We start from the raw sequence: 19,666 nt of genomic DNA on the forward strand, positions 1-19,666 counted from the left end.
GGGATCAGCCTCGTGCGAGAATCTGCGTGATTTCAGCGACAAGCTGTTTGCCGCCGTCGGAGGGGGACAGCTGTCCGAAGCCGACCTGTTCGGCGATGTTGCGTAACATCAGCTCACCTTCACCGGCGCCGGCCGGCGGCGGCGGCGGCAATTTGCCGGCGAGTTCGCCAAGGCCGCTGACATAGGCCAATGCCACCTTGCCGTTCTCATCAAGCTTTGCCGCGACGACCTCGCGCATGGCGCTCGATTCCGGAATGCCGCGTTCGACATCCAGAAGCAGCGCTGCTTCGGGGTTCTTGACGAAGAAATTGACGTAGTCCACGGCCATATCCACGGCTTTCGACTGGGCGGAAACTGAGAAGAACATCGAAGGCTTGCGATAGTGGCCGCCCTTCGATTCCGGCTTGATGCGCATGTAGTTGGTCAGAGCCAGCTTGTCCTTGTTCATTGCCTGATAGGCGACGAACTGGTTGGAATGGGCAAAACCGGCGGCCGACTTGCCGAGCGAGACCGTGTTGGTTTCGATATCGTTCTTGTCGAGAGCCTGGATATCGGCAGGAACACAGGCCCCGGCCTCACGGAACTTGGCCCACATGTCGTACCATTCGGAGGCATCGTCCACGTCGAAGGCGATCTTGCCGTCGGCGGTATAAAGCGCCTTGCCACGCTGACGCAGCCAGTTTTCGAACAACGGTTCGCCGCCGCTGCCGTCGGCGAGGCCGAACATGCCCTTGCGTTTGCCTGCCTTGGTGATCTCCGCACCCATGCGGGCGAACTCTTCCCAGGTGGTCGCCTGGGTCGGCAGATCGACGCCGGCCTCCTTGAAGGCGGTGGTGTTCAGGACCGTAGCCGCCGAATTCGCGCCCAGGCTGACGCCATAGAGATGACCGTCGACGCTGCCGCCTTCGATCTGCGCCTTGTCGAAATCGTCGAGGTTGAGCTTGGCCGGCATATAGGATTCGAGCGGGGCGAGCGCGCCGCGCCGTGCATATTGGACGATATAGCGATAGTCCATCTGGATGACATCGGGCGCGTTGCGGCCGGCGACCTGGGTCGCAAGGCGCGGCCAGTAATCGCCCCAGCCGAGGAATTCGCCGGTGATCGAGGTGCCCGAATTCTTCGACTGATAGAGCTGCGATACCTTGTTGGTGCGGTCAGCGCGCGGCTGCGACCCCCACCACAGGAGACGCAAGCGCTTTTCCTGTGCCAAAGCGCTGGTGCCCAGCGCCGAGAGCGAGAGAAGCGTGGCGCCTCCCGCGACGAAATTACGTCTGCTTACACGGAATGTCATTTCTTTTCCTCCTCCAAAGGGAAGCGCCTCCACACGCTTCCGAACCTAGTTACCCTTGCATAAATAACTAATTGGTTACAAGCTACGGGCAAAGCAGCGAGCGTGTCAAGCGGTGTCGCTCGCGGGGCTTTGAAATTCGGTTTTTACAATTTCGCACCGAAGGCTTATGAGCGCAACATGTGAGACGGAGGTGGAGAGATGAACGACAGCGGGGGGAATGGGGAAAAGAAAAGGTCTCGGCGCCCATCTACCGAACGGACGGCCCAACGCGATCCGGAGCGGACACGCGCTGCTATCCTTGACGCGGCAACCCGGGAATTTGCCGAAAACGGCATGGGCGGAGCTCGTGTCGACGCCATCGCCGAGCGCGCCGGCACCAACAAGCGCATGCTCTATCACTATTTCGGCGACAAGGAGCAGCTCTACCTCAGAGTGCTCGAAGAGGCCTATGTCGGCATCCGCACCGCCGAGCGCGCGCTGCATATCGGCGACCGCAGCCCCGAGGAAGGCATCAGCGAACTGGCGCTCTTCACCTGGCGTTATTTCCTCCAGCATCCGGAATTCCTCAGCCTGCTCGGCACGGAAAATCTGCATCGGGCCCGCTGGCTACGCCAGTCCGTCCGGCTCAAGGAACTGCATTCGCATCTGATCGGCGAGCTTTCGGACGTGCTCGAGCAGGGAAAAAAGCAGGGGGTCTTCATCGAGTCCGCCGATCCCCTGCATGTCTACCTGACGATCGCCTCGCTCGGTTATTTCTACCTGTCCAACCAGTACACGCTTTCGACGATCTTCGGCCGCGACTTGATCGAGCCGACCCATCTCAATGCCTGGGAAAGGCATATCGTCCACGTCACACTGACCTCGATCAAGCGCTGAATCTCGAAATTCGGATTTGACTATTGACAGCCGCGTTGCTCTTCTGCCATCAAGTAACTGTTTAGTTACCGGCTCGGGAGGACCGGACGAGGATGCCCGCTCCCGCCGCAAAAATCTGCTGGGAGGAAAAAATGGCACGCTTGGGGATCATCTTGCACGGCGTCACCGGCCGCATGGGTTACAATCAGCACCTGGTGCGCTCGATTCTCGCCTTCCGCGATCAGGGCGGCATCACACTGAAATCGGGTGAGAAACTCGAGATCGACCCGATTATCGTCGGCCGCAACGGCGCCAAGATGGAGGAGCTGGCGAAGAAGCATAACATCAAGCGCTGGTCGACCGATCTCGATGCCGCGCTCGCCAATCCCGACGACACGATCTTCTTCGACGCCGGCACGACGCTGATGCGTGCCGAGCTTCTGTCCAAGGCGCTCGATGCCGGCAAGCATGTCTATTGCGAAAAGCCGATCTCCGACGATCTGCAGGTGGCACTCGACCTTGCCCGCAAGGCGCGCGGCTCCGGCCTCAAGCATGGCGTCGTGCAGGACAAACTCTTCCTGCCCGGCCTGCGCAAGCTAGCGCTGCTCAGGGATTCCGGCTTCTTCGGCAAGATCCTCTCGGTGCGCGGCGAATTCGGCTACTGGGTTTTCGAAGGCGATTGGGGCGTGCCGGCCCAGCGCCCCTCCTGGAACTACCGCAAGGGCGATGGCGGCGGCATCATCCTCGACATGCTTTGCCACTGGCGCTACGTGCTCGATAATCTGTTCGGCGAAGTCAAAGCCGTCTCCTGCCTCGGTGCTACGCATATTCCGCGCCGCATCGACGAGCAGGGCAAGCCCTATGATTGCGACACCGACGATGCGGCCTATGCGACCTTCGAGCTCGAAGGCGGCGCGATCGCGCAGGTCAATTCCTCCTGGGCCGTTCGCGTCCGCCGCGACGACCTCGTCACCTTCCAGGTCGACGGCACGCATGGTTCGGCCGTCGCCGGTCTGACGAAATGCTGGAGCCAGCACCGCGTCAACACGCCGAAGCCGGTCTGGAACCCAGATCAGCCGCAGACGATCGACTTCTACAAGACCTGGGACGAGGTTCCGGATACCCAGGCCTTCGACAACGGCTTCAAGGCGCAGTGGGAAATGTTCATCCGCCATGTCGTCGAAGACGCGCCGTGGCCCTATGGCCTGGAAGCCGGCGCCAAGGGTGTGCAGCTTGCCGAACTCGGCCTGAAATCCTGGGCCGAACGCCGCTGGCTCGATGTTCCCGCACTGGAGTTCTGAGCCGTGACGACGATCAATCTCCCTCTCGACGGCAAGATCGTTCCCTACACGCTGACCGGCACGCCGATCGCGCTCGCCAAGCGCGACGCCAAGGCCTTTCCGCGCATCGCCTATGCCGCCGCCCATGTCGTCGCCGATCCGCTCGCCGACAACGATCCGTGGCTGACGCCGGCGATCGATTGGGAGCGGACGCTCGCCTTCCGCCACCGGCTCTGGGATCTCGGCCTCGGCGTTGCCGAAGCGATGGATACGGCGCAGCGCGGCATGGGCCTCGGCTGGCCGGAAGCGCGTGACCTGATCCGCCGGGCGCTTGCCGAGGCGGCCGGCCGCAAGGACGCGCTGATCGCCTGCGGCGCCGGCACCGACCATCTGACGCCGGGACCCGACGTCACCGTCGACACGATCCTCAGGGCCTATGAGGAGCAGATCGAAACGGTGGAGGCGGCCGGTGGCCGCATAATACTGATGGCGAGCCGGGCGCTTGCCGCCGCCGCCAAAGGGCCGGACGACTATATCCGCGTCTATGACCGGATCCTTCGCCAGGTCAAGGAACCCGTCATCATCCATTGGCTCGGCGAAATGTTCGATCCGGCGCTTGAAGGTTATTGGGGCAACAGTGATCATATTCAAGCCATGTCCACCTGCCTCGAGGTGATCGAGGCCCATGCCGACAAGGTCGACGGCATCAAAATCTCGCTGCTCTCCAAGGAGAAGGAAGTGGCGATGCGCCGCCGGCTGCCGAAAGGCGTGCGGATGTATACCGGCGACGATTTCAACTATGCCGAACTGATCGCCGGCGACGAAGCGGGCCATTCCGACGCACTGCTCGGCATTTTCGATGCGATCGCTCCGGCTGCCTCGGCAGCCCTCGAAGCGCTCGGCCGCAAGAGCAATCATGAATTCTTCGATCTGCTGGAGCCGACCGTGCCGCTATCGCGCCACATCTTCAAGGCGCCGACCCGCTTCTATAAAACCGGCGTCGTCTTCCTCGCCTATCTCAACGGCCTCCAGGATCATTTCGTGATGGTCGGCGGCCAGCAGAGCACCCGCTCGCTGACGCATCTGGCCGAACAATTCCGCCTGGCCGACAAGGCCCGGGTTCTCGCCGATCCGGAACTCGCAACGACACGCATGAAACAGGTGCTTGCCGTCCACGGCGTCAACTGAAGCACGGGCTGCTGCATAATTTTGTCCTTAAGTCGGAACCGATTTGAGGACAAAATTATGCAGCAATTCAAAGTGCTACAGCGCCCTTTGCGCATCTGAAGAGACGCACGGCGCTGTAGTGATGGGAGGAAGATGACATGCAGGTCGAAGGACTTTCGATCAACCTGGCGACGATCCGCGAGCAATGCGGTTTTGCGCAGGCCGTCGACATCTGCCTGAAACACGGCATCACCGCGATCGCCCCCTGGCGCGACCAGGTCGCCAAGGTCGGTCTCGACGAGGCGGTGCATATCGTCAAATCGAACGGCATCAAGCTGACCGGGCTTTGCCGCGGCGGCTTCTTCCCGGCGGCGAACGATGGCGACTGGCAGAAAAACCTCGATGACAACAGGCGGGCCATCGATGAGGCGGCAGCGTTTTCCGCCGATTGCCTCGTGCTCGTCGTCGGCGGCCTGCCCGGCAGCTCGAAGGATATCGTCGCCGCGCGCCGAATGGTGTTCGACGGCATAGCCGCCGTTTTGCCGCATGCGCAGGCTGCCGGCGTGAAGCTCGCCATCGAACCGCTGCATCCGATGTATGCCGCCGACCGCGCCTGCGTGAACACGCTCGGTCAGGCGCTCGATATGTGCGAACAACTCGGGGAGGAGGTCGGCGTTGCGGTCGATGTCTACCATGTTTGGTGGGATCCCGATCTTGCCAACCAGATCGCCCGCGCCGGGCGCATGAGACGCATCTTTGCCCATCACATCTGCGACTGGCTGGTGCCGACAAAGGACATGCTGCTCGACCGCGGCATGATGGGCGATGGTGCGATCGACCTCAAAGGCATAAGACGGATGGTGGAGGCCGCCGGTTTCTTCGGCGCTCAGGAGGTGGAGATCTTTTCGGCCGAAAACTGGTGGAAACGCCCGGCCGAAGAAGTGATCGCCACCTGCGTCGAGCGCTTTAGGAGCTGCTGCCAGGCCTGATTTCAGTATTTGTTTCATCACGCATGAAAGGAGGATCATCCGATGGAGAAACGTCGTTTTGCCCTGATCGGCACGGGAAACCGCGGCACTACCATGTGGGGCAAGGATCTGCTTGCCGGCTGGCGCGAACATGTCGACCTGACCGCGATCGTCGAGAAGAATTCGCTGCGCGGCGAGCGCGCCCGCAACATGATCGGCAGCAATGCGCCGCTCTATGAAGACATCGATTCGATGCTTGCCGAGCAGAAGCCGGATCTCGTCATCGTCTGTACGCCCGACCATACGCATGACGATATCGTCGTGCGGGCGCTGGAGTCCGGCATCGACGTCATTACCGAAAAGCCAATGACGACCTCGGTCGAAAAGATTCGCCGGATTCTGGATGCCGAAAAGCGCACTGGTCGCCGGGTCGACGTGTCCTTCAACTATCGCTATGCGCCGACGGCTGCGAAGATCAAGGAATTGCTGAATGCCGGCGAGATCGGCCGGGTCACCTCAGTCGATTTTCATTGGTATCTGAACACCAAGCACGGCGCCGACTACTTCCGCCGCTGGCATGCCTATACGGAAAATTCCGGCAGCCTGTTCGTCCACAAGGCGACGCATCATTTCGATCTGCTGAACTGGTATCTCGACAGCGATCCCGAAGCCGTCACCTCTTTCGCCGACCTGCAGAATTACGGCCGCAAGGGCCCGTTCCGCGGCCCGCGCTGCAAGCTCTGTCCGCACGCGCAAGAATGCGACTACTATCTCGATCTCGAGGCCGATCCCTTCCTCGATTCACTCTACGAGGATCCCTCGAAGATCGACGGCTACTTCCGAGACGGCTGCGTCTTCCGCGAGGACATCGACATTCCCGATACGATGGTGGTGTCGCTCCGTTATCGCAACAATGTCCACGTCTCCTATTCACTGAACACCTTCCAGCCGATCGAAGGCCATCACCTTGCCTTCAACGGCACCAAAGGCCGGATCGAGCTTCGTCAATATGAGGCCCAGCCCTGGGAAGAGCCGAAGGAGGACACGATCCTCCTCATCCGCAATTTCCCGAACGGCAAGGAGGCTGTGGAGCGCATCGTCGTTCCGCATTTCACCGGCGGCCATTACGGCGGCGACGACCGGATGCGCAACATGATCTTCAAGCCCGAAATGGAAGACAAGCTTGCCCAGCGGGCCGGCACGCGGGCCGGCGCCATGTCGGTGCTCTGCGGCATTGCCGCGCTGACGAGCTCGCGCACCGGCAAGGTGGTCAACATTGCCGATCTCATGCCCGAACTTGCCAATGATGGTTCGCCAAATTCGCTGAGGACGTCGCGCTGATGCCAGCCGCATGAGCCCGCTCGGCGAGGCAGGCATCAGGCGATGTTTTCGAGATTTGCCTGGTGGATCTGGTAGAGCAGCGGCTGGCCGGTCATGAAGCGCTCTATCTCGTCCACCGCCATCTCGCCGAGGCGCGCCCGTTCCAGCCCGATGGCGCCGGCGATATGCGGCGTCAGAAAGACGTTCGGCAAATCATAGAAAGCAGAACCCGCCTCCGGGATCTCCGGATCGGTGACATCGAGGACCGCGTCGATACGGCCGGTCTTGAGCACCGAAAGCAAGGCGGCCTCATCGATGAGAATGCCGCGCGCCGTGTTGATGAGCGTCGCGCCGTCCTTCATCAGCGACAGCCTTCGCGCATCAATCATATGCTGTGTCGACGGCAGCGACGGCGCATGCAGGGAAACGATATCGGCTTGCCGCATCAATTCGTCGAGATCGACCTTTTCCGTTCCGAGGCCGGCTGCCTCGGCGGCATCAAGCGTCGGATCGGAGAGCAACAGCCTATAGTCGAAGGGTTTCAACAGTTCGATCACGCGCCGCCCGATGCGCGAAGCGCCGACGATGCCAACGGTGCGGCGGTAGTTTCCGATCGCTTCGCGCTGCATCGGATAGGTCCGGTTGCGGTTGCGGTCGGCGACGTAAAGATCGCGGAAACGGAAAACACGCTTGCCGGCGAAGATGATCGCCGCCAGCGTGAATTCGGCCACCGGCACGGCGTTGGCCTCGGCCGAATGGCTGACCAGGATACCGGCTTCAAAGATTGCGTCGTCGATGAGACCCTTGACCGTACCCGCCGCATGGACGATGAGCTTGAGATGCGGCGCAGCAGTGGGGATTTCAGGCCCGACATAGGGCCCGCCCCAGCCGGTGATCAGGATTTCGGCTTGGGCCAGCAGACGTCTCGCACGCTCGTCGTCGAAGCGCTGCAGCGGCTTGGAATCCAGCAGGCGACCGATGCCGTCCAGCCGGCGCAGGACTTCATCCGGCAGGACGTGCTCGGTGCGCGACGGTTGCATGGCAAGGATAATGGCCGGCTGGCTCATGGCATTTGTCCGGGCGCTTCGATGGCGCTGACTGTCACGCCCTTTTCCCGCACCAAGGCTTCCAGCGTTGCGATGTCGGGCGCTTTCGGCGGTCTCGTCCAGGCAGACGAGACGGCAGCGGGATCGTCAAGCGCCAGCACTGCCGTCACCAGGATGGTTTCACCGGGCGGAATCTGCCCGCGCAGCTGCGGCACCAGGGTTTTTGCAACGATCACATTGGTGTTGGGCATTGCCTTCTGGACAATACCCGAACGTTTGACCGAAGAGCCGAGATCGAGAATGCCGGTGAAATCGGCTTCGCCGACCGCATAGGCAATCCCATCCGAAGCCGACAGCGTATCCAGCTCGAAGTCCCGGCGGCCGATGGCAAATCCGCCTTCGGCAATCCGTAGCGGCCGGCTTGTCCTGATCCTATGGAGGCGGATATGCCAGGGTGCGGCGGGCACGAGCCAGGTTTCGACGTCGACATCGGCAAAAGGCGACCATTTCGCAAACAGCACCTCGCCTGCGAGCTTGGCTTCTTCATTCGTTTCGCGCACGCGGTAGTGCAGGCCGTCATCGCTGAAGGCAAGCGCTGAATCGAAGGCGGCAAGCGCAAAGGCGCGCTCATCGGCCTCGACGCTGAAGCCGTAGCGGGCGGAATAAGCGAACTTCGCGTATTTTTCCGTGCCGCACCGCATCTGCAGGTTTTCCTGGCCGGAAGACAGCGCCACGACATCGCCGCCTGCGCGCATGATCACCATGCCGGGATGACGCTGGGAGACGATGTCAGGTGCTTGCTCCGGCAATTTTTCCTTCGCCGTCCAGAACGGGTGATCCTCAGCGATCGCCAGCGGCAGGAAGGCCTTGAAGGCCCAGTAGGGCGAGCCGGCGGAATTGTAACTCTCCGACATCAGCAGGTTCGGATAGCCGAAACCGATCGACAGCACGCCGTCTCGATCTGCAATCGGCTTATCCTTCCACCAGCGCAGATGCTGCAGGCAGAGATGCTTGACCTCGCCCCAGGGCAGAGCCTCGAGATCGGCAAAGGCAAGCGCCGACCAGAAGCCAGCGCAGGCGAAACGATAGGTCAGGCTGCGGCCGAAGGGGATCGTCGCCCCGTCAGCGGCAAACCAATGCCGGAAATCCCGGGCGAAGAGGACCGCGCGCTCGCGGTAGCGCTTTGCATAATCGTCGTCGACGAGTTTCGAATAGATCAGGCCATAGAAATGCATGGCGAAGGGAATATAGTGGTCGATACGGCGCACATTTCCATCGCGATACCAGCCGTCGCCGATATAGAAGCCTTCAAGCTCCTCCAGATATTGCCGTGTCAGGCTGCGGTCGAAATCGGCGCCGAGGCGATCGAGCGCGATATCGACAAAGATCCGGAAGAATTTCCAATTGTTGTCGGCATAATCGAACTGCCTGACATGTTTGAGATAGGCGACGACATTGCCGCGGGCGGGCGCATCGAGCGGCTCCCAGATCTTTTCCGGCACCAGCGCCAGGGCAAAACCGAGAGCGGCAAGCTCGACCATCCGCTGATCGCGGCCATTGACCGTTCCCCAATATTCGGGATGGGCGGGGTCCGTGCCGTTTGCAAGACCCTCGGCGAAACGATGCCAGTGGGCGAAGTCGCCGTTGCCGGCGCCAAACGGCGCCAATCCCCAGAGCGGGCGGGCGAACCCTTCGAGATAGGCGGCCGCCCGGTCGAAATGGGCGCCGCCGCCATTGAGTGTGACGCGGGCATTGCCCTTCGAGAAACAGGCAAGCAGCGGATCGAAGAGCGCAAGCAGGGCGCGGCTCATATCGGCGCGGGTTTCCAGCGGATTGCCGGCGAGCGGGTTGGCGCTGGCGGGATCATGGGTCATCGGCATCACTCACGGGTTCTAGAGCATGATGCCGAAAAGTGTGAGCGGTTTTCGGACGACATCATGCTCTAACTATATAATTTAGAACAGGATTCAGATTTTAGGCCGACTCAGCCTAAATCATCCTGTTCTAGGTGTTCGGAACGGTTCCTCCCGGAATGGGAACGACCGCCTGGCAGATGTGGCGCGCCGAGGCCGTCCTGTTGCGGAAACGGGACAGCATCAGCAAAACGGCTTCGCGCCCAAGGGCGGCTCGATCGACACGCATGGTGGAAAGCGCCGGATTGGTCATCAGCGCGCAGGGTAGATCGTCGAAGCCGACAATCGCGAAATCCTCCGGCACACGCAGCCCGGCCTCGGTGACGGCCTCGAGCACGCCGACGGCGATGAAATCATTCATGCAGAAGGCGGCGGTAAAACCGGCATTCTCGGCAAGCGCTTCTGCCGTGCGTTCATGCGCCTCCCGGCTGGCGCTGCCTTGAAGGGCCAGGGACACGAGGCGGCCCTCGGCGCCGGCGACGGCGGCGATCGCCGCCTCGAAACCGCGCACGCGCTCCCGGATCGTATGGCGGTGAGAGCCGCTCAAATGCAGGATGCGGCGATGGCCGGCTCTTATCAGCCGGCTGGTCGCCTCATAGGCGCCAAAGAAATTAGCCGGCGAAACGCCATCGAACTGCATCCTCGGATCGGTGCCGTTGACAAGAACGGTGGGGATCACGCTGGCTTGTAGCCAGTCGCGCAACATGTCGTTCGGATCGATACCGACGAGAAAGAGACCTTCAGCGCTCGCGGTCTGCATATAGTCGCGCACGGCGTCCGGCGTGGTTCGATCCTCGCGGACCAGCCGGACTTCGAAAGGCATGCCCGCTTCGGCCGCGCCGACACGCAGGCCGTCGACGATTGCTTCATAAAAGACGCTGAGAGTGCCGGTGACGCCGTCGCTGGCAATCAGCGCCAGCCCCCCCGCAACGGCTTCGGAAGCGGGCTTGACGGGATAGCCGTTCTCGGCTGCCACCTTCAATATCTGGCGGCGCACGCTTTCGCTGATACCAGGTTCGTTGGCGAGCACGCGTGACACTGTGGAGACCGAGACGCCGGCCAATGTGGCTATATCGGCCTGACGCGGCCGTCTGATTTTTTGGTCGTTCATACGGCAAACATTATGCAAGTAATGCAAATTTGCAAGAAAATGGTTGGTTATTGCAATAAAAATTATTTTGCGTACTCTGTTTGCTGAAATGTCCGGCAATGCCATTGGAGGATGGCTCCGGAAATATTGGAACAAGGAGGATATCATGCAGGTCAATCGCCGTTCATTCCTGATGGGTTCTGCCGGTGCGGCCGCCGGCCTCGCCTTCGGCGCCGGAAGCACCATTCCGGCCCTTGCCGAAGACGCACAGCTGCGCGCCATGTGGTGGGGATCCAACGACCGCGCCAAGCGTACGCTCGAGGTTGCCAAGCTCTATCAATCGAAATCGCCTGGCGTCACTATCGTCGGTGAATCGCTTTCGGGCGACGGCTACTGGACAAAGCTCGCAACGCAGATGGCCGGCCGCTCGATCGCCGACATCTTCCAGCTCGAGCCAGGAACAATCTCGGACTATTCGAAGCGCGGCGCTTGCCTGCCACTCGATGAATTCGTCCCCTCCGCGCTGGACGTCCAGTCCTTCGGCGCCGACATGCTGAAACTGACCACCATCGACGGCAAGCTCTATGGTGTCGGCCTCGGGCTCAACTCCTTCTCGATGTTCTTCGACACAGTCGAATTCGAAAAGGCGGGCATCCCTCTGCCGACCCCCGACCTCACCTGGGATGAGTATGCCAAGCTCGCCGTAGAACTCACCAAGTCCTCCGGCAAGAGCGGCGGCCCCTATGCGGCACGCTACGCCTATGTGTTCGATGCTTGGCTGCGCCAGCGTGGCAAGAGTCTCTTTGCCAAGGAAAGTGTTGGGCTCGGCTTCACGGCCGACGATGCCAGGGAATGGTTCGACTACTGGGAGAAGCTGCGCAAGGCGGGCGGCACCGTCGCCGCCGACGTCCAGACGCTCGATCAGAACACCATCGACACCAATGCGCTTGGTCTCGGCAAATCGGTGATCGGCATGGCCTATTCAAACCAGATGATTGGCTATCAGCTGATCATCAAGAACAAGCTAGGCATCACCATGCTGCCGCGTGAAAAGAAGGGCGGTCCATCCGGTCATTATTACCGTCCGGCACTGATCTGGAGTGTGGGGGCGACGACCAAGCAGGGCGAAGCTGCCGCGAAGTTCATCAGCTTTTTTGTCAACGATCCCGAAGCCGGCAAGATTCTCGGTGTGGAACGCGGCGTGCCAATGTCGCCTACCGTGCGCGAAGCCATCCTGCCGCAGCTTAACCCGACGGAGCAGGAGACGGTCAAATACGTGAACATGCTCAAGGATCAGGTCGGCGAATATCCGCCACCGGTGCCGATGGGCGCAACCCAGTTCGACCAGCGCGTGCTGCGCCCCATTTGTGACGAGCTCGCCTTCGAACGGGTCTCGCCCGCCGATGCGGCAACCCGGCTCATCGAAGAGGGTAAGGCAACGATCAAGGGATGATCGGTCGCCGGACATGAGAGGAGAGGCCCGCAACACCCCGGCGGGCCTTTCTGTTTTCCGGCTATCAGTTAGCCAGACTTTTGACCACGCGCCAGTCCGGCCGGCCGAGATTGAAGGGCCAGGCGTGCACATCCCGGTCGTTGAAATAGACCACTTCCTGCAGATTCGGGAAGGCGCTCTGCTTCAACGTGACGGTTTCGATCCACGGCTTCATATAGGCGTCGCCGCCTTCATAACCGAGTTCCGCCACCCAGACGGGCTTTCCGTAGCCGGCGACGAGATCATAGCCCTGCTTCAACGCTTCCGAGAACGTCCGGTGCTCATTGTAGGCAAGCTCGTCATAGCGCTGCAGGCCGAAGACCGACAGTCCGACGAGATCGACATAATCGTCGCCGGGATAATAGGCCTCGAGGCCAGGCTCTCCCTTCGGCGACCACATGATCTCTGCGCCGGGCGCCTCTTCGCGGACGATATCCATCATCCGCTTGTAGGCGGTGATATAGTCCTGCGGGCTCCAGCCGGACCATGAAAACCGCCCCGACTTGTCTTCCATCTCCTGCCCCCAGCGGACGATCACCGGGCTTTTCAGCTGGGATATCATCTGCGTGATCGCACGCATGTTGACATCGTAGTCGCCGCGCAAAACCTTTGCACGGAGCTCAGCGGAGGTCAGCCGCCAATCGACGTCCCAGGACCATGGCTCCACGGTGATCAGCAGGTTGCGGCCTCTGGCCAGCGCATAGGCATCGGCGACGCGCAACGTCTCGAGGTCGACGTCCTCCCATGGCAGGAACAAGGCTTCGGTCGCGACATTCGCCTGCGCGCCGAAATCGCCGTGCGGATCGTAGGCCCCGAACTTGATGCCATCGGCATGAAGCATCGGGCGTTTGTCGATGATCGTCCGCACGGCCGCCGCCGGGTTCGGGACAATGCCGGCATATTGCACCTCGCTTCGACCCGGCAGATCCGCGACACACAATAGCAGCAGCGCTATCGCGGCGGTCGAGAGGTGGTTTTTCATCAGCTTCTTCACGGCTCACCCTCCTTTTCGGGCTACTTCCTGGCTCAGCAGGATCTGCTTCACTTCGCTTGCCTTCGCGCTCACGGTGTCGGCGGGAACAAGCTTCTGGAATTCATCACCCTGACGAACCGATGCGTGGCGGAAGACATACCATTCGCCGTTCGGCTGGCGCCGCTGGTAGATCGTGTTGCCGATCTTGCGATGTCCGAAACAGGTGCTGGCGCGGGCCGCGCCCTCGGCATTCGTCCAGGTGGCGCGCATGCAGAGCTGACCGAGATCGTCGACCACCCATCTGCCTTCAGCAAAGGATGGCTTCCCCTTGTCGTTGCTCCAGGCGACGAACCGCCGGCCGTCATCGAAGAAGCGGCCGCCGCCGGTGTTCCAGGTCCAGGTCTTGTCGCCGTAGATCCGATAGAGCTCATAGGCGCTGAGCGGCGTCGGCGTCTTTTTTTTGGCGACCTCGGCGCCGTGCCCTGCCACCGGCAAGCACAGGCTGAGAGCAAGCGCTGCTCCCCATAGTCTCGATCCGATACTCATTACTTCCTCCATACTCGACACTTGCCGGTTCCGCCGGCTCACGCACCCTGTTCGTCTCGGCCGGTTCTGCCGAAACCATTCCATCTCAGGTGGAATTTCACGATCCTGGTCTTGCCGCCGCCGAGGCCGGCGCCGGCCACGGCAAATTGCGTTTCGGTGAAACTGACGAACGTCTGGCCGTGCGAAAGAGCTTCGAGGCCGCGCAGGCCGTGGTTCCCCGCCTGCGTGCCGCCGGCGACAAAAATCGCAAGCCCGGTGGCTGTCGCAAGCCACAGCCCGCGCGATTGCGGCAGCCGCGGCAGATCGTTTTCGACCGCATGGCGAACGACGATCAGTACCGTCAGCGACAGGTAGACCGAGAGGTTGATCATGGCGAAAACATAAAAACCCTGGGCGGCCGCGGCATCGGTCGCAAACATCATTGCGGCGGCGGAAAGGCCGGCGAGCCCGATATAGGGCGCGATGACGCGCAGAGGCAAAGACCGCTGCTGCTGCCTTCCCTTCGGCGTGATGCGGAAATCGACGAAGGAGCCGGAGATATGGTCGCGAACAGCGGCAAGGCTGCCGGCGAGCGACCATGGCCAGCGCAGAAAGATGAAGGCAAGCCCTTCCCAGCCGAGCAGTTTCGCATTGTGCGGCCTGAAGGTTGCCGTTGCCCGCCAGAAGAAGGCAAACAGTGTCAAGACAATCGACATCGGCACGAAATGCAGCAGGAAGTCAGGATAGGTGACATTGACGAAGACACGGCCCGTCAGCAGCGCGGCAACGGGCAGCAGGAACATCATGGCCATGAAGGCGGAAAAGAGCGGGTACCAGAGCTGCGAGAACACGAACTGGAACCTCAGCCGCCAGGGCAGGTGCATGATGTGGCGGCGCGAATGCTGCAACAGAATGGTGACCAGGCTGCGCGACCACTGAAATTCCTGGACGACGAGGTCGGTGAAATTCGCCGGTCCGTCGCCATGCGCGATCGCATTGACGGCATGCACGCCACGCCAGCCGCCGGCATTCATCATCAGCGTCGTCGAATGGTCTTCCGCAAGTTCCGGGCCGAGGCCGCCGATCTGACGAAGGGCGGCGGTGCGGACCGCATAATGGGAGCCGATGCAAAGAGGCGCCCAGCCATTATTGTAACCCGTCTGCAGCGAACCATGCAGGCTTGCCTCCGCATAGAGCCTGCCACGCGCCGCCCAGCTTGTCCCGGCATTGGCATCGCAAATGCTCGGAGCGGATACATAGCCGATCTCAGGATCGGCGAAGGGGCGCAGAACTTCACGGAGGTAGGTCGGCGTCGGCACATGGTCGGCATCGAACTGGGCGACGAAATCGTAGCGCGCATAGCCGAAGTGGTCATAGAAATAGGCGAGGTTGCCTTCCTTGCAACGCGTCCGGCGCGGCCAGGTGGTGCGATGATACTCCGCCACACCCTTTCGGCTAGAGATCAGCACGCCGTGCGCCGCACACCAGCGCCTGGTTTCCTCCGAGGGGTCCTCGTCGGCGAGCCAGACATCGAAATCGACGCCGATCTGGTCAAGCATTGCCTGCAGCGTGGTGCGGACGACGGCGAAGGGCTCGGACGGCGCCTTGGTGACGACCATAGCCACCCGCCCTTCCGGCAGCCGCGCGCGAGGGCTGACCGTCCTGGCATCGAGGAAAATCAGAATAAAATAGGCCGGCACGAGCGTTATCCAGGCAAGCACGAGGGTGATGAGCACGAAGGCGGCCCAGGAAATGATATGGGCGGACTGGCACCACCAGATCCAGAAATAGCCGAGTGCCGTCAGCCAGCAGAGGATGCCGAAGCCATAGGCGACCCGGTTCCAGCCGGTGAAAACAGGATCGAATGCATCAGCCGCGGTAGCGGCTTTCGCCATCCCGACGCCGTGGCCGATTTGCGAAGCGTCGCTCATGCCGTCATCTCCAGTCCGAAGGTGGGACCGGCGGTGCGGATGATCGTATCGATATCCGAGAAAACCGGCGCGAAGCCGAGTTCCGCTTTCGCCCTTGCGGTATTGGCAAAGAGGATCGGCGGATCGCCGGCGCGGCGGGAGCGATAACGGACGGGGACTTCGCGGCCGCTGGCGCGATGGATCGCCTCGAGAATCTCGCGCACCGAGGTGCCCCGGCCGGAGCCGAGATTGACGCTGAGCGAGCCGCCGTCCGCCAAGAGATGATTGACGGCGGCGAGATGGGCCTGCGCGAGATCGCTGACATGAATATAGTCGCGAACACAGGTTCCGTCCTCGGTCGCATAATCGGTGCCGAAGATATCGAGCCGCTCCAGCCTGCCGGCGGCGGCGAGAAGGGCGCGCGGGATGAGATGGGTCTCGGGGTGATGACGCTCGGCGAGCTCGCCGTCTGGGTCTGCTCCGGCCGCATTGAAATAACGCAGTGCGGCGAAGCGGATGCCGTAGGCAGCGGCAAAATCCTCCAGCGCCATTTCGAAGATCAGCTTGGTGCGCCCATAGGGATTGACCGGGTGTTGCGGGCTTTCCTCCCGTATCGGCAGCGAGGTGGGAACGCCATAAGTGGCGCAGCTGCTCGAAAAGACGATCCGGTCGATATCCTGATCGAGGCAGGCCTCGAGCAGCGTCAGACTGCCGACGACGTTGTTCCGATAATATTTCCTGGGCATGTCGACGGATTCGCCGACATAGGCATTGGCGCCACAATGGATGACGCAATCGGGCGAAAACTCCTCAAGAGTCCGGCGCAGCGTGGCTGCATCGGCAAGTTCCGCCCGGATGAGCGGCCCCCAGCGGACACTGTCGGCATGTCCCGTCGAGAGATTATCGTAGGTAACCGGGATCATGCCGGCGCGCGACAGCGCTTTGCAGATATGACTGCCTATGAAACCGGCGCCGCCGGTGACGAGAATGTAGCGGGGCATCTCATACGACCTCCGCCTTCTCTGTGCCGGCGAGCAGTCCGTCGAAATAGTCGACGGTGCGAGCCAAGCCGGTTTCGAGCCCGATGCGGGGCTGCCAGCCCAGCTCGGCCATGGCCCGGGAAATATCCGGCCGCCGCTGACGGGGGTCGTCGGTGACCGCAGGCAGGTGGACGATCCGGGAACGCGAGTTCGTCAGGTTCCGGATGACTTCCGCCAGGCGCCGAACGGTCATTTCGGCTGGATTGCCGAGGTTGATCGGGCCGTTGCAGGCGCTGCCGGCAGCCGAAAAACGCAGGAAACCTTCGATGAGATCGTCGACATAGCAGAAAGAACGGGTCTGCTGACCATCGCCATAGATCGTCAGATCCGCGTTGCGCAGGGCCTGCACGATGAAGTTGGAAACCACCCGCCCGTCGTCCAGGCGCATGCGCGGTCCATAGGTGTTGAAGATGCGGCCGACCTTGATGTCGACGCCATAAGTCCTGTGATAGTCGAAAAACAGGGTTTCGGCGCTGCGCTTGCCCTCGTCGTAGCAGCCGCGCGGCCCGATCTGGTTGACATTGCCGCAATAGGATTCGTGCTGCGGAGTGTGGATCGGGTCGCCATAAACCTCCGACGTCGACGACTGAACGACGATCGCACCGGTCTTTCGCGCACAATCCAGCGTGTTGACGGCGCCGAGCACGTTGGTGAGCAGCGTTCCCACAGGATCCCGCTGATAGTCGGGCGGAGAGGCCGGAGAGGCGAAATTGAAGATAAGCGACGCTTCGATGTCGAAGGGCTGGCGAACATCATGCTCGACGATGTGGAAGTGAGTGTTCGACGCAAGGTGATCGACATTCGCACGGCGGCCGGTGGAAAAATTATCGAGGCATATGACACGATGGCCGCGCTGCAGAAGCCTCTCGCAGAGATGTGAACCGAGGAAACCTCCCCCGCCATTCACAAGAACGGTGCGCAACGCTTGCGCTACCGGTATGCCTGATACTTCAGAATAGCCTTCGCTGGGAACGAAACTACGCATTACAAACTCCTTCCCATGTATTTAGTCTTTTGATTTATTTATGCGCCTCAAGTCTTCCCTATCCGTCTGGATGTTCGTTAACTCTCCTATTAAGATATGAATAACCTTGTAGTTATTCTTGGGATAACTGATTTACTACTCAAATAATAAGACGATTAGCGTGAAGGTCAACTTTAAAACGTTCTAGTATCCAAAATAATTACACAAGTATTCTTGAAAGTAACGAATGATTAATCACACTTAACTCTTCTCCGCCACAAAGCTTTCACCTGCCGCTCAAGCTTCACTCAATGCAGCTAATATAAAAGGGAAGGCGGGAGATTGGCCGAGCTCAACTGCACCGCCGGTCTTGCATCCGGAAGCGCCATATGCGAGGGGTTTTGGCATGTTGAAAAAACAAGATGCAGCGCAGCTGAAAGGCCGGCGTATCCGCTCGGCGATGTTTGCCTGGGGAACGGCGCTTCTTGCGATCGGACCGACGGCCTGCACGGTCGTCGGCGACGATATCGCGGTCGTCGCGAAGAAGAATATCGCCGTGGTCGAGGCGCCGCGCGTTTCCAAAGCCTATGCCTATCCGGCAAATCGGGCCGCGCGCCCGGCGGGGGCAACGATCCGCACCGTAGCCTATCATGGCTCGGCGCCCTATATCTGCTCTCCAAGCGGCTTCGGACAGAAATCGCGCTGCTTTGCGCGCCCCTCGATCTGAAGCAAAAGCGTCAGATCAATTGCGCCAACGGCCAGACATATCGTCATCACCGGCGGGATGCTCGTTGAAGAAACGGGATGCAGCTTCCGTGCGGTTTCGGACGTTCATCTTCTTGTAGATGTTGCGGACGTGAACCTTCACGGTATTTTCGGAAAGATGCAGCTTGTCGGCAATGATCTTGTTCTGCGTGCCCTTGCATATGAGATCCAGGATCTGAACCTCCCGGGTGGTCAAAGCGGACATGCTGTCGCGTCTCAGCTTGAGCGCATTGCTGCGGGCCGCATCGACCGATTTTGTCTGATAGAGCGAAGGCTCCAGCTGGGCGTTTTTGTTGGTAAGACGATTAAGAAGTGCTGACGGAAAATGTTCGCCGCCCTTCATCAGCAGATCCACTGCAGCCATGAAGACATCGAGCCGCAGGTTGAGTGGCAGGACGCCATCGATGATCCGCGCTTCTACCAGCCGGCTGACATAGGGCTCGAGCATGTCGATAGCTTCGACGACAAGTCCGATCGAGGTTTCAGGGTGGTTTTCGCGGGCAGCCTGCAGCGCTTCATGAAGCTCCGGGCCGGGTATATGATAGAATAAAACGAGTTTCAGATCGCCGGCATCTTTTTCCAGTATCGGCTTTGTACTCGTTATGCTTGCCACTTCACAGTTCGGAAATTTCTTTGCCAGTGCTTCTACCATGCATTCTGAAAACAGATCCGCCTTGGCCACCACTAGTATAGTATCTCCGGACGAACTCAACTTCCTTCCCTGGTCCGCATTCTCCATTCCTGAGCCTGTCATGAACATATACGCCTCCCCTAGCGTTACACTTTACTCAACTTGGTGCGATGTCGGGTATTAGATAGTAAGAAATGCCGACCCCGGATGTCATCGCTTTATTTTTTAGACATTTCTTAATTATGTTAATACGGATTGAGAAGGAAGGAAATGGCCCAAAATAATTAGTTTTAGCGGACTAAAAACGATACGATACCAAGCATTGGTTGCATTCTTACTGCGATATATACTTCGAGGCTATATTTGCGCTCACTATAGATGAGAGCTGAATGTAATATTTCAGTACAGGTTGTTATATTTTCGTCATGCATGAAGT

Annotated in this window: 17 protein-coding genes; 7 read left to right on the forward strand and 10 right to left on the reverse strand. The window is 60.4% G+C overall.

Annotated features, from left to right (window positions below; translation table 11 throughout):
* Positions 1–4: 4 nt before the first annotated feature.
* Positions 5–1,291 carry an ABC transporter substrate-binding protein gene (locus G9X68_RS09225; protein WP_171602097.1) on the reverse strand — a complete coding sequence of 429 codons (1,287 nt, stop codon included), beginning with the start codon at positions 1,289–1,291 and terminating at the stop codon, positions 5–7.
* 198 nt (positions 1,292–1,489) lie between these two features.
* Between G9X68_RS09225 and G9X68_RS09230 the strand changes: the two genes are divergently transcribed.
* The 5 genes from G9X68_RS09230 to G9X68_RS09250 all read left to right on the forward strand — a co-directional run bounded on the left by G9X68_RS09230 (position 1,490) and on the right by G9X68_RS09250 (position 6,902).
* Positions 1,490–2,167: a TetR/AcrR family transcriptional regulator gene (locus tag G9X68_RS09230; protein WP_138332054.1), complete on the forward strand. Its 678-nt coding sequence runs from the start codon at positions 1,490–1,492 to the stop codon at positions 2,165–2,167.
* Between the two features lie 131 nt (positions 2,168–2,298).
* The gene (locus G9X68_RS09235) at positions 2,299–3,447 is read left to right on the forward strand and encodes a Gfo/Idh/MocA family protein (RefSeq protein ID WP_020052297.1); all 1,149 of its coding nucleotides are present in this window, start codon (positions 2,299–2,301) and stop codon (positions 3,445–3,447) included.
* Between the two features lie 3 nt (positions 3,448–3,450).
* Complete coding sequence (locus tag G9X68_RS09240) at positions 3,451–4,614, forward strand: DUF993 family protein (protein WP_171602098.1); 1,164 nt, start codon at positions 3,451–3,453, stop codon at positions 4,612–4,614.
* A 137-nt stretch (positions 4,615–4,751) separates the two neighbouring features.
* The gene (locus G9X68_RS09245) at positions 4,752–5,582 is read left to right on the forward strand and encodes a sugar phosphate isomerase/epimerase family protein (RefSeq protein ID WP_171602099.1); all 831 of its coding nucleotides are present in this window, start codon (positions 4,752–4,754) and stop codon (positions 5,580–5,582) included.
* Between the two features lie 42 nt (positions 5,583–5,624).
* Positions 5,625–6,902, forward strand: a complete 1,278-nt coding sequence (locus G9X68_RS09250) for a Gfo/Idh/MocA family protein (protein ID WP_171602100.1) — start codon at positions 5,625–5,627, stop codon at positions 6,900–6,902.
* 35 nt (positions 6,903–6,937) lie between these two features.
* Here G9X68_RS09250 and G9X68_RS09255 read toward each other — a convergent pair whose 3' ends face one another.
* The 3 genes from G9X68_RS09255 to G9X68_RS09265 form a co-directional block, all read right to left on the reverse strand.
* On the reverse strand, positions 6,938–7,948 hold the full coding sequence (locus G9X68_RS09255; protein ID WP_171602101.1) for a hydroxyacid dehydrogenase: 1,011 nt from the start codon (positions 7,946–7,948) through the stop codon (positions 6,938–6,940).
* Positions 7,945–9,801, reverse strand: coding sequence for a DUF2264 domain-containing protein (locus G9X68_RS09260; protein ID WP_171602102.1), 1,857 nt, complete (start codon positions 9,799–9,801; stop codon positions 7,945–7,947). The genes G9X68_RS09255 and G9X68_RS09260 overlap by 4 nt, the downstream gene beginning before the upstream one ends.
* A gap of 130 nt (positions 9,802–9,931) precedes the next feature.
* The gene (locus G9X68_RS09265) at positions 9,932–10,951 is read right to left on the reverse strand and encodes a LacI family DNA-binding transcriptional regulator (RefSeq protein WP_171602103.1); all 1,020 of its coding nucleotides are present in this window, start codon (positions 10,949–10,951) and stop codon (positions 9,932–9,934) included.
* 145 nt (positions 10,952–11,096) lie between these two features.
* Between G9X68_RS09265 and G9X68_RS09270 the strand changes: the two genes are divergently transcribed.
* Entirely contained in the window at positions 11,097–12,383 is a 1,287-nt protein-coding gene (locus tag G9X68_RS09270) for an ABC transporter substrate-binding protein (RefSeq protein WP_171602104.1), read from the forward strand.
* 64 nt (positions 12,384–12,447) lie between these two features.
* Here the strand turns inward: G9X68_RS09270 and G9X68_RS09275 are convergent, their stop codons facing one another.
* Genes G9X68_RS09275 through G9X68_RS09295 form a run of 5 tightly spaced genes read right to left on the reverse strand, consistent with a single transcriptional unit; the run spans position 12,448 to position 17,855 of the window.
* Entirely contained in the window at positions 12,448–13,416 is a 969-nt protein-coding gene (locus tag G9X68_RS09275) for a glycosyl hydrolase (RefSeq protein ID WP_171602105.1), read from the reverse strand.
* A 3-nt stretch (positions 13,417–13,419) separates the two neighbouring features.
* Positions 13,420–13,941: a DUF995 domain-containing protein gene (locus tag G9X68_RS09280; protein ID WP_171602106.1), complete on the reverse strand. Its 522-nt coding sequence runs from the start codon at positions 13,939–13,941 to the stop codon at positions 13,420–13,422.
* 38 nt (positions 13,942–13,979) lie between these two features.
* Entirely contained in the window at positions 13,980–15,851 is a 1,872-nt protein-coding gene (locus G9X68_RS09285) for a glycosyltransferase family 2 protein (protein ID WP_171602107.1), read from the reverse strand.
* Positions 15,848–16,831 carry a UDP-glucose 4-epimerase GalE gene (gene galE, locus G9X68_RS09290; protein ID WP_171602108.1) on the reverse strand — a complete coding sequence of 328 codons (984 nt, stop codon included), beginning with the start codon at positions 16,829–16,831 and terminating at the stop codon, positions 15,848–15,850. Before galE ends, G9X68_RS09285 begins: the two co-directional genes overlap by 4 nt.
* 1 nt (position 16,832) lies before the next feature.
* On the reverse strand, positions 16,833–17,855 hold the full coding sequence (locus tag G9X68_RS09295; protein WP_171602109.1) for a UDP-glucuronic acid decarboxylase family protein: 1,023 nt from the start codon (positions 17,853–17,855) through the stop codon (positions 16,833–16,835).
* A 385-nt stretch (positions 17,856–18,240) separates the two neighbouring features.
* On the opposite strand from G9X68_RS09295, the gene G9X68_RS09300 reads away from it, so the two are divergent.
* Positions 18,241–18,561 (forward strand): hypothetical protein, encoded by a 321-nt coding sequence (locus tag G9X68_RS09300; RefSeq protein WP_171602110.1) that lies wholly within the window; start codon positions 18,241–18,243, stop codon positions 18,559–18,561.
* Between the two features lie 15 nt (positions 18,562–18,576).
* Here the strand turns inward: G9X68_RS09300 and G9X68_RS09305 are convergent, their stop codons facing one another.
* A complete protein-coding gene (locus tag G9X68_RS09305; RefSeq protein ID WP_171602111.1) occupies positions 18,577–19,359 on the reverse strand; it encodes a helix-turn-helix transcriptional regulator in 783 nt (260 codons plus the stop codon).
* Between the last annotated feature and the right edge of the window lie 307 nt (positions 19,360–19,666).

The organism is Rhizobium changzhiense (assembly GCF_013087625.1).
GTDB lineage: Bacteria > Pseudomonadota > Alphaproteobacteria > Rhizobiales > Rhizobiaceae > Rhizobium > Rhizobium sophorae.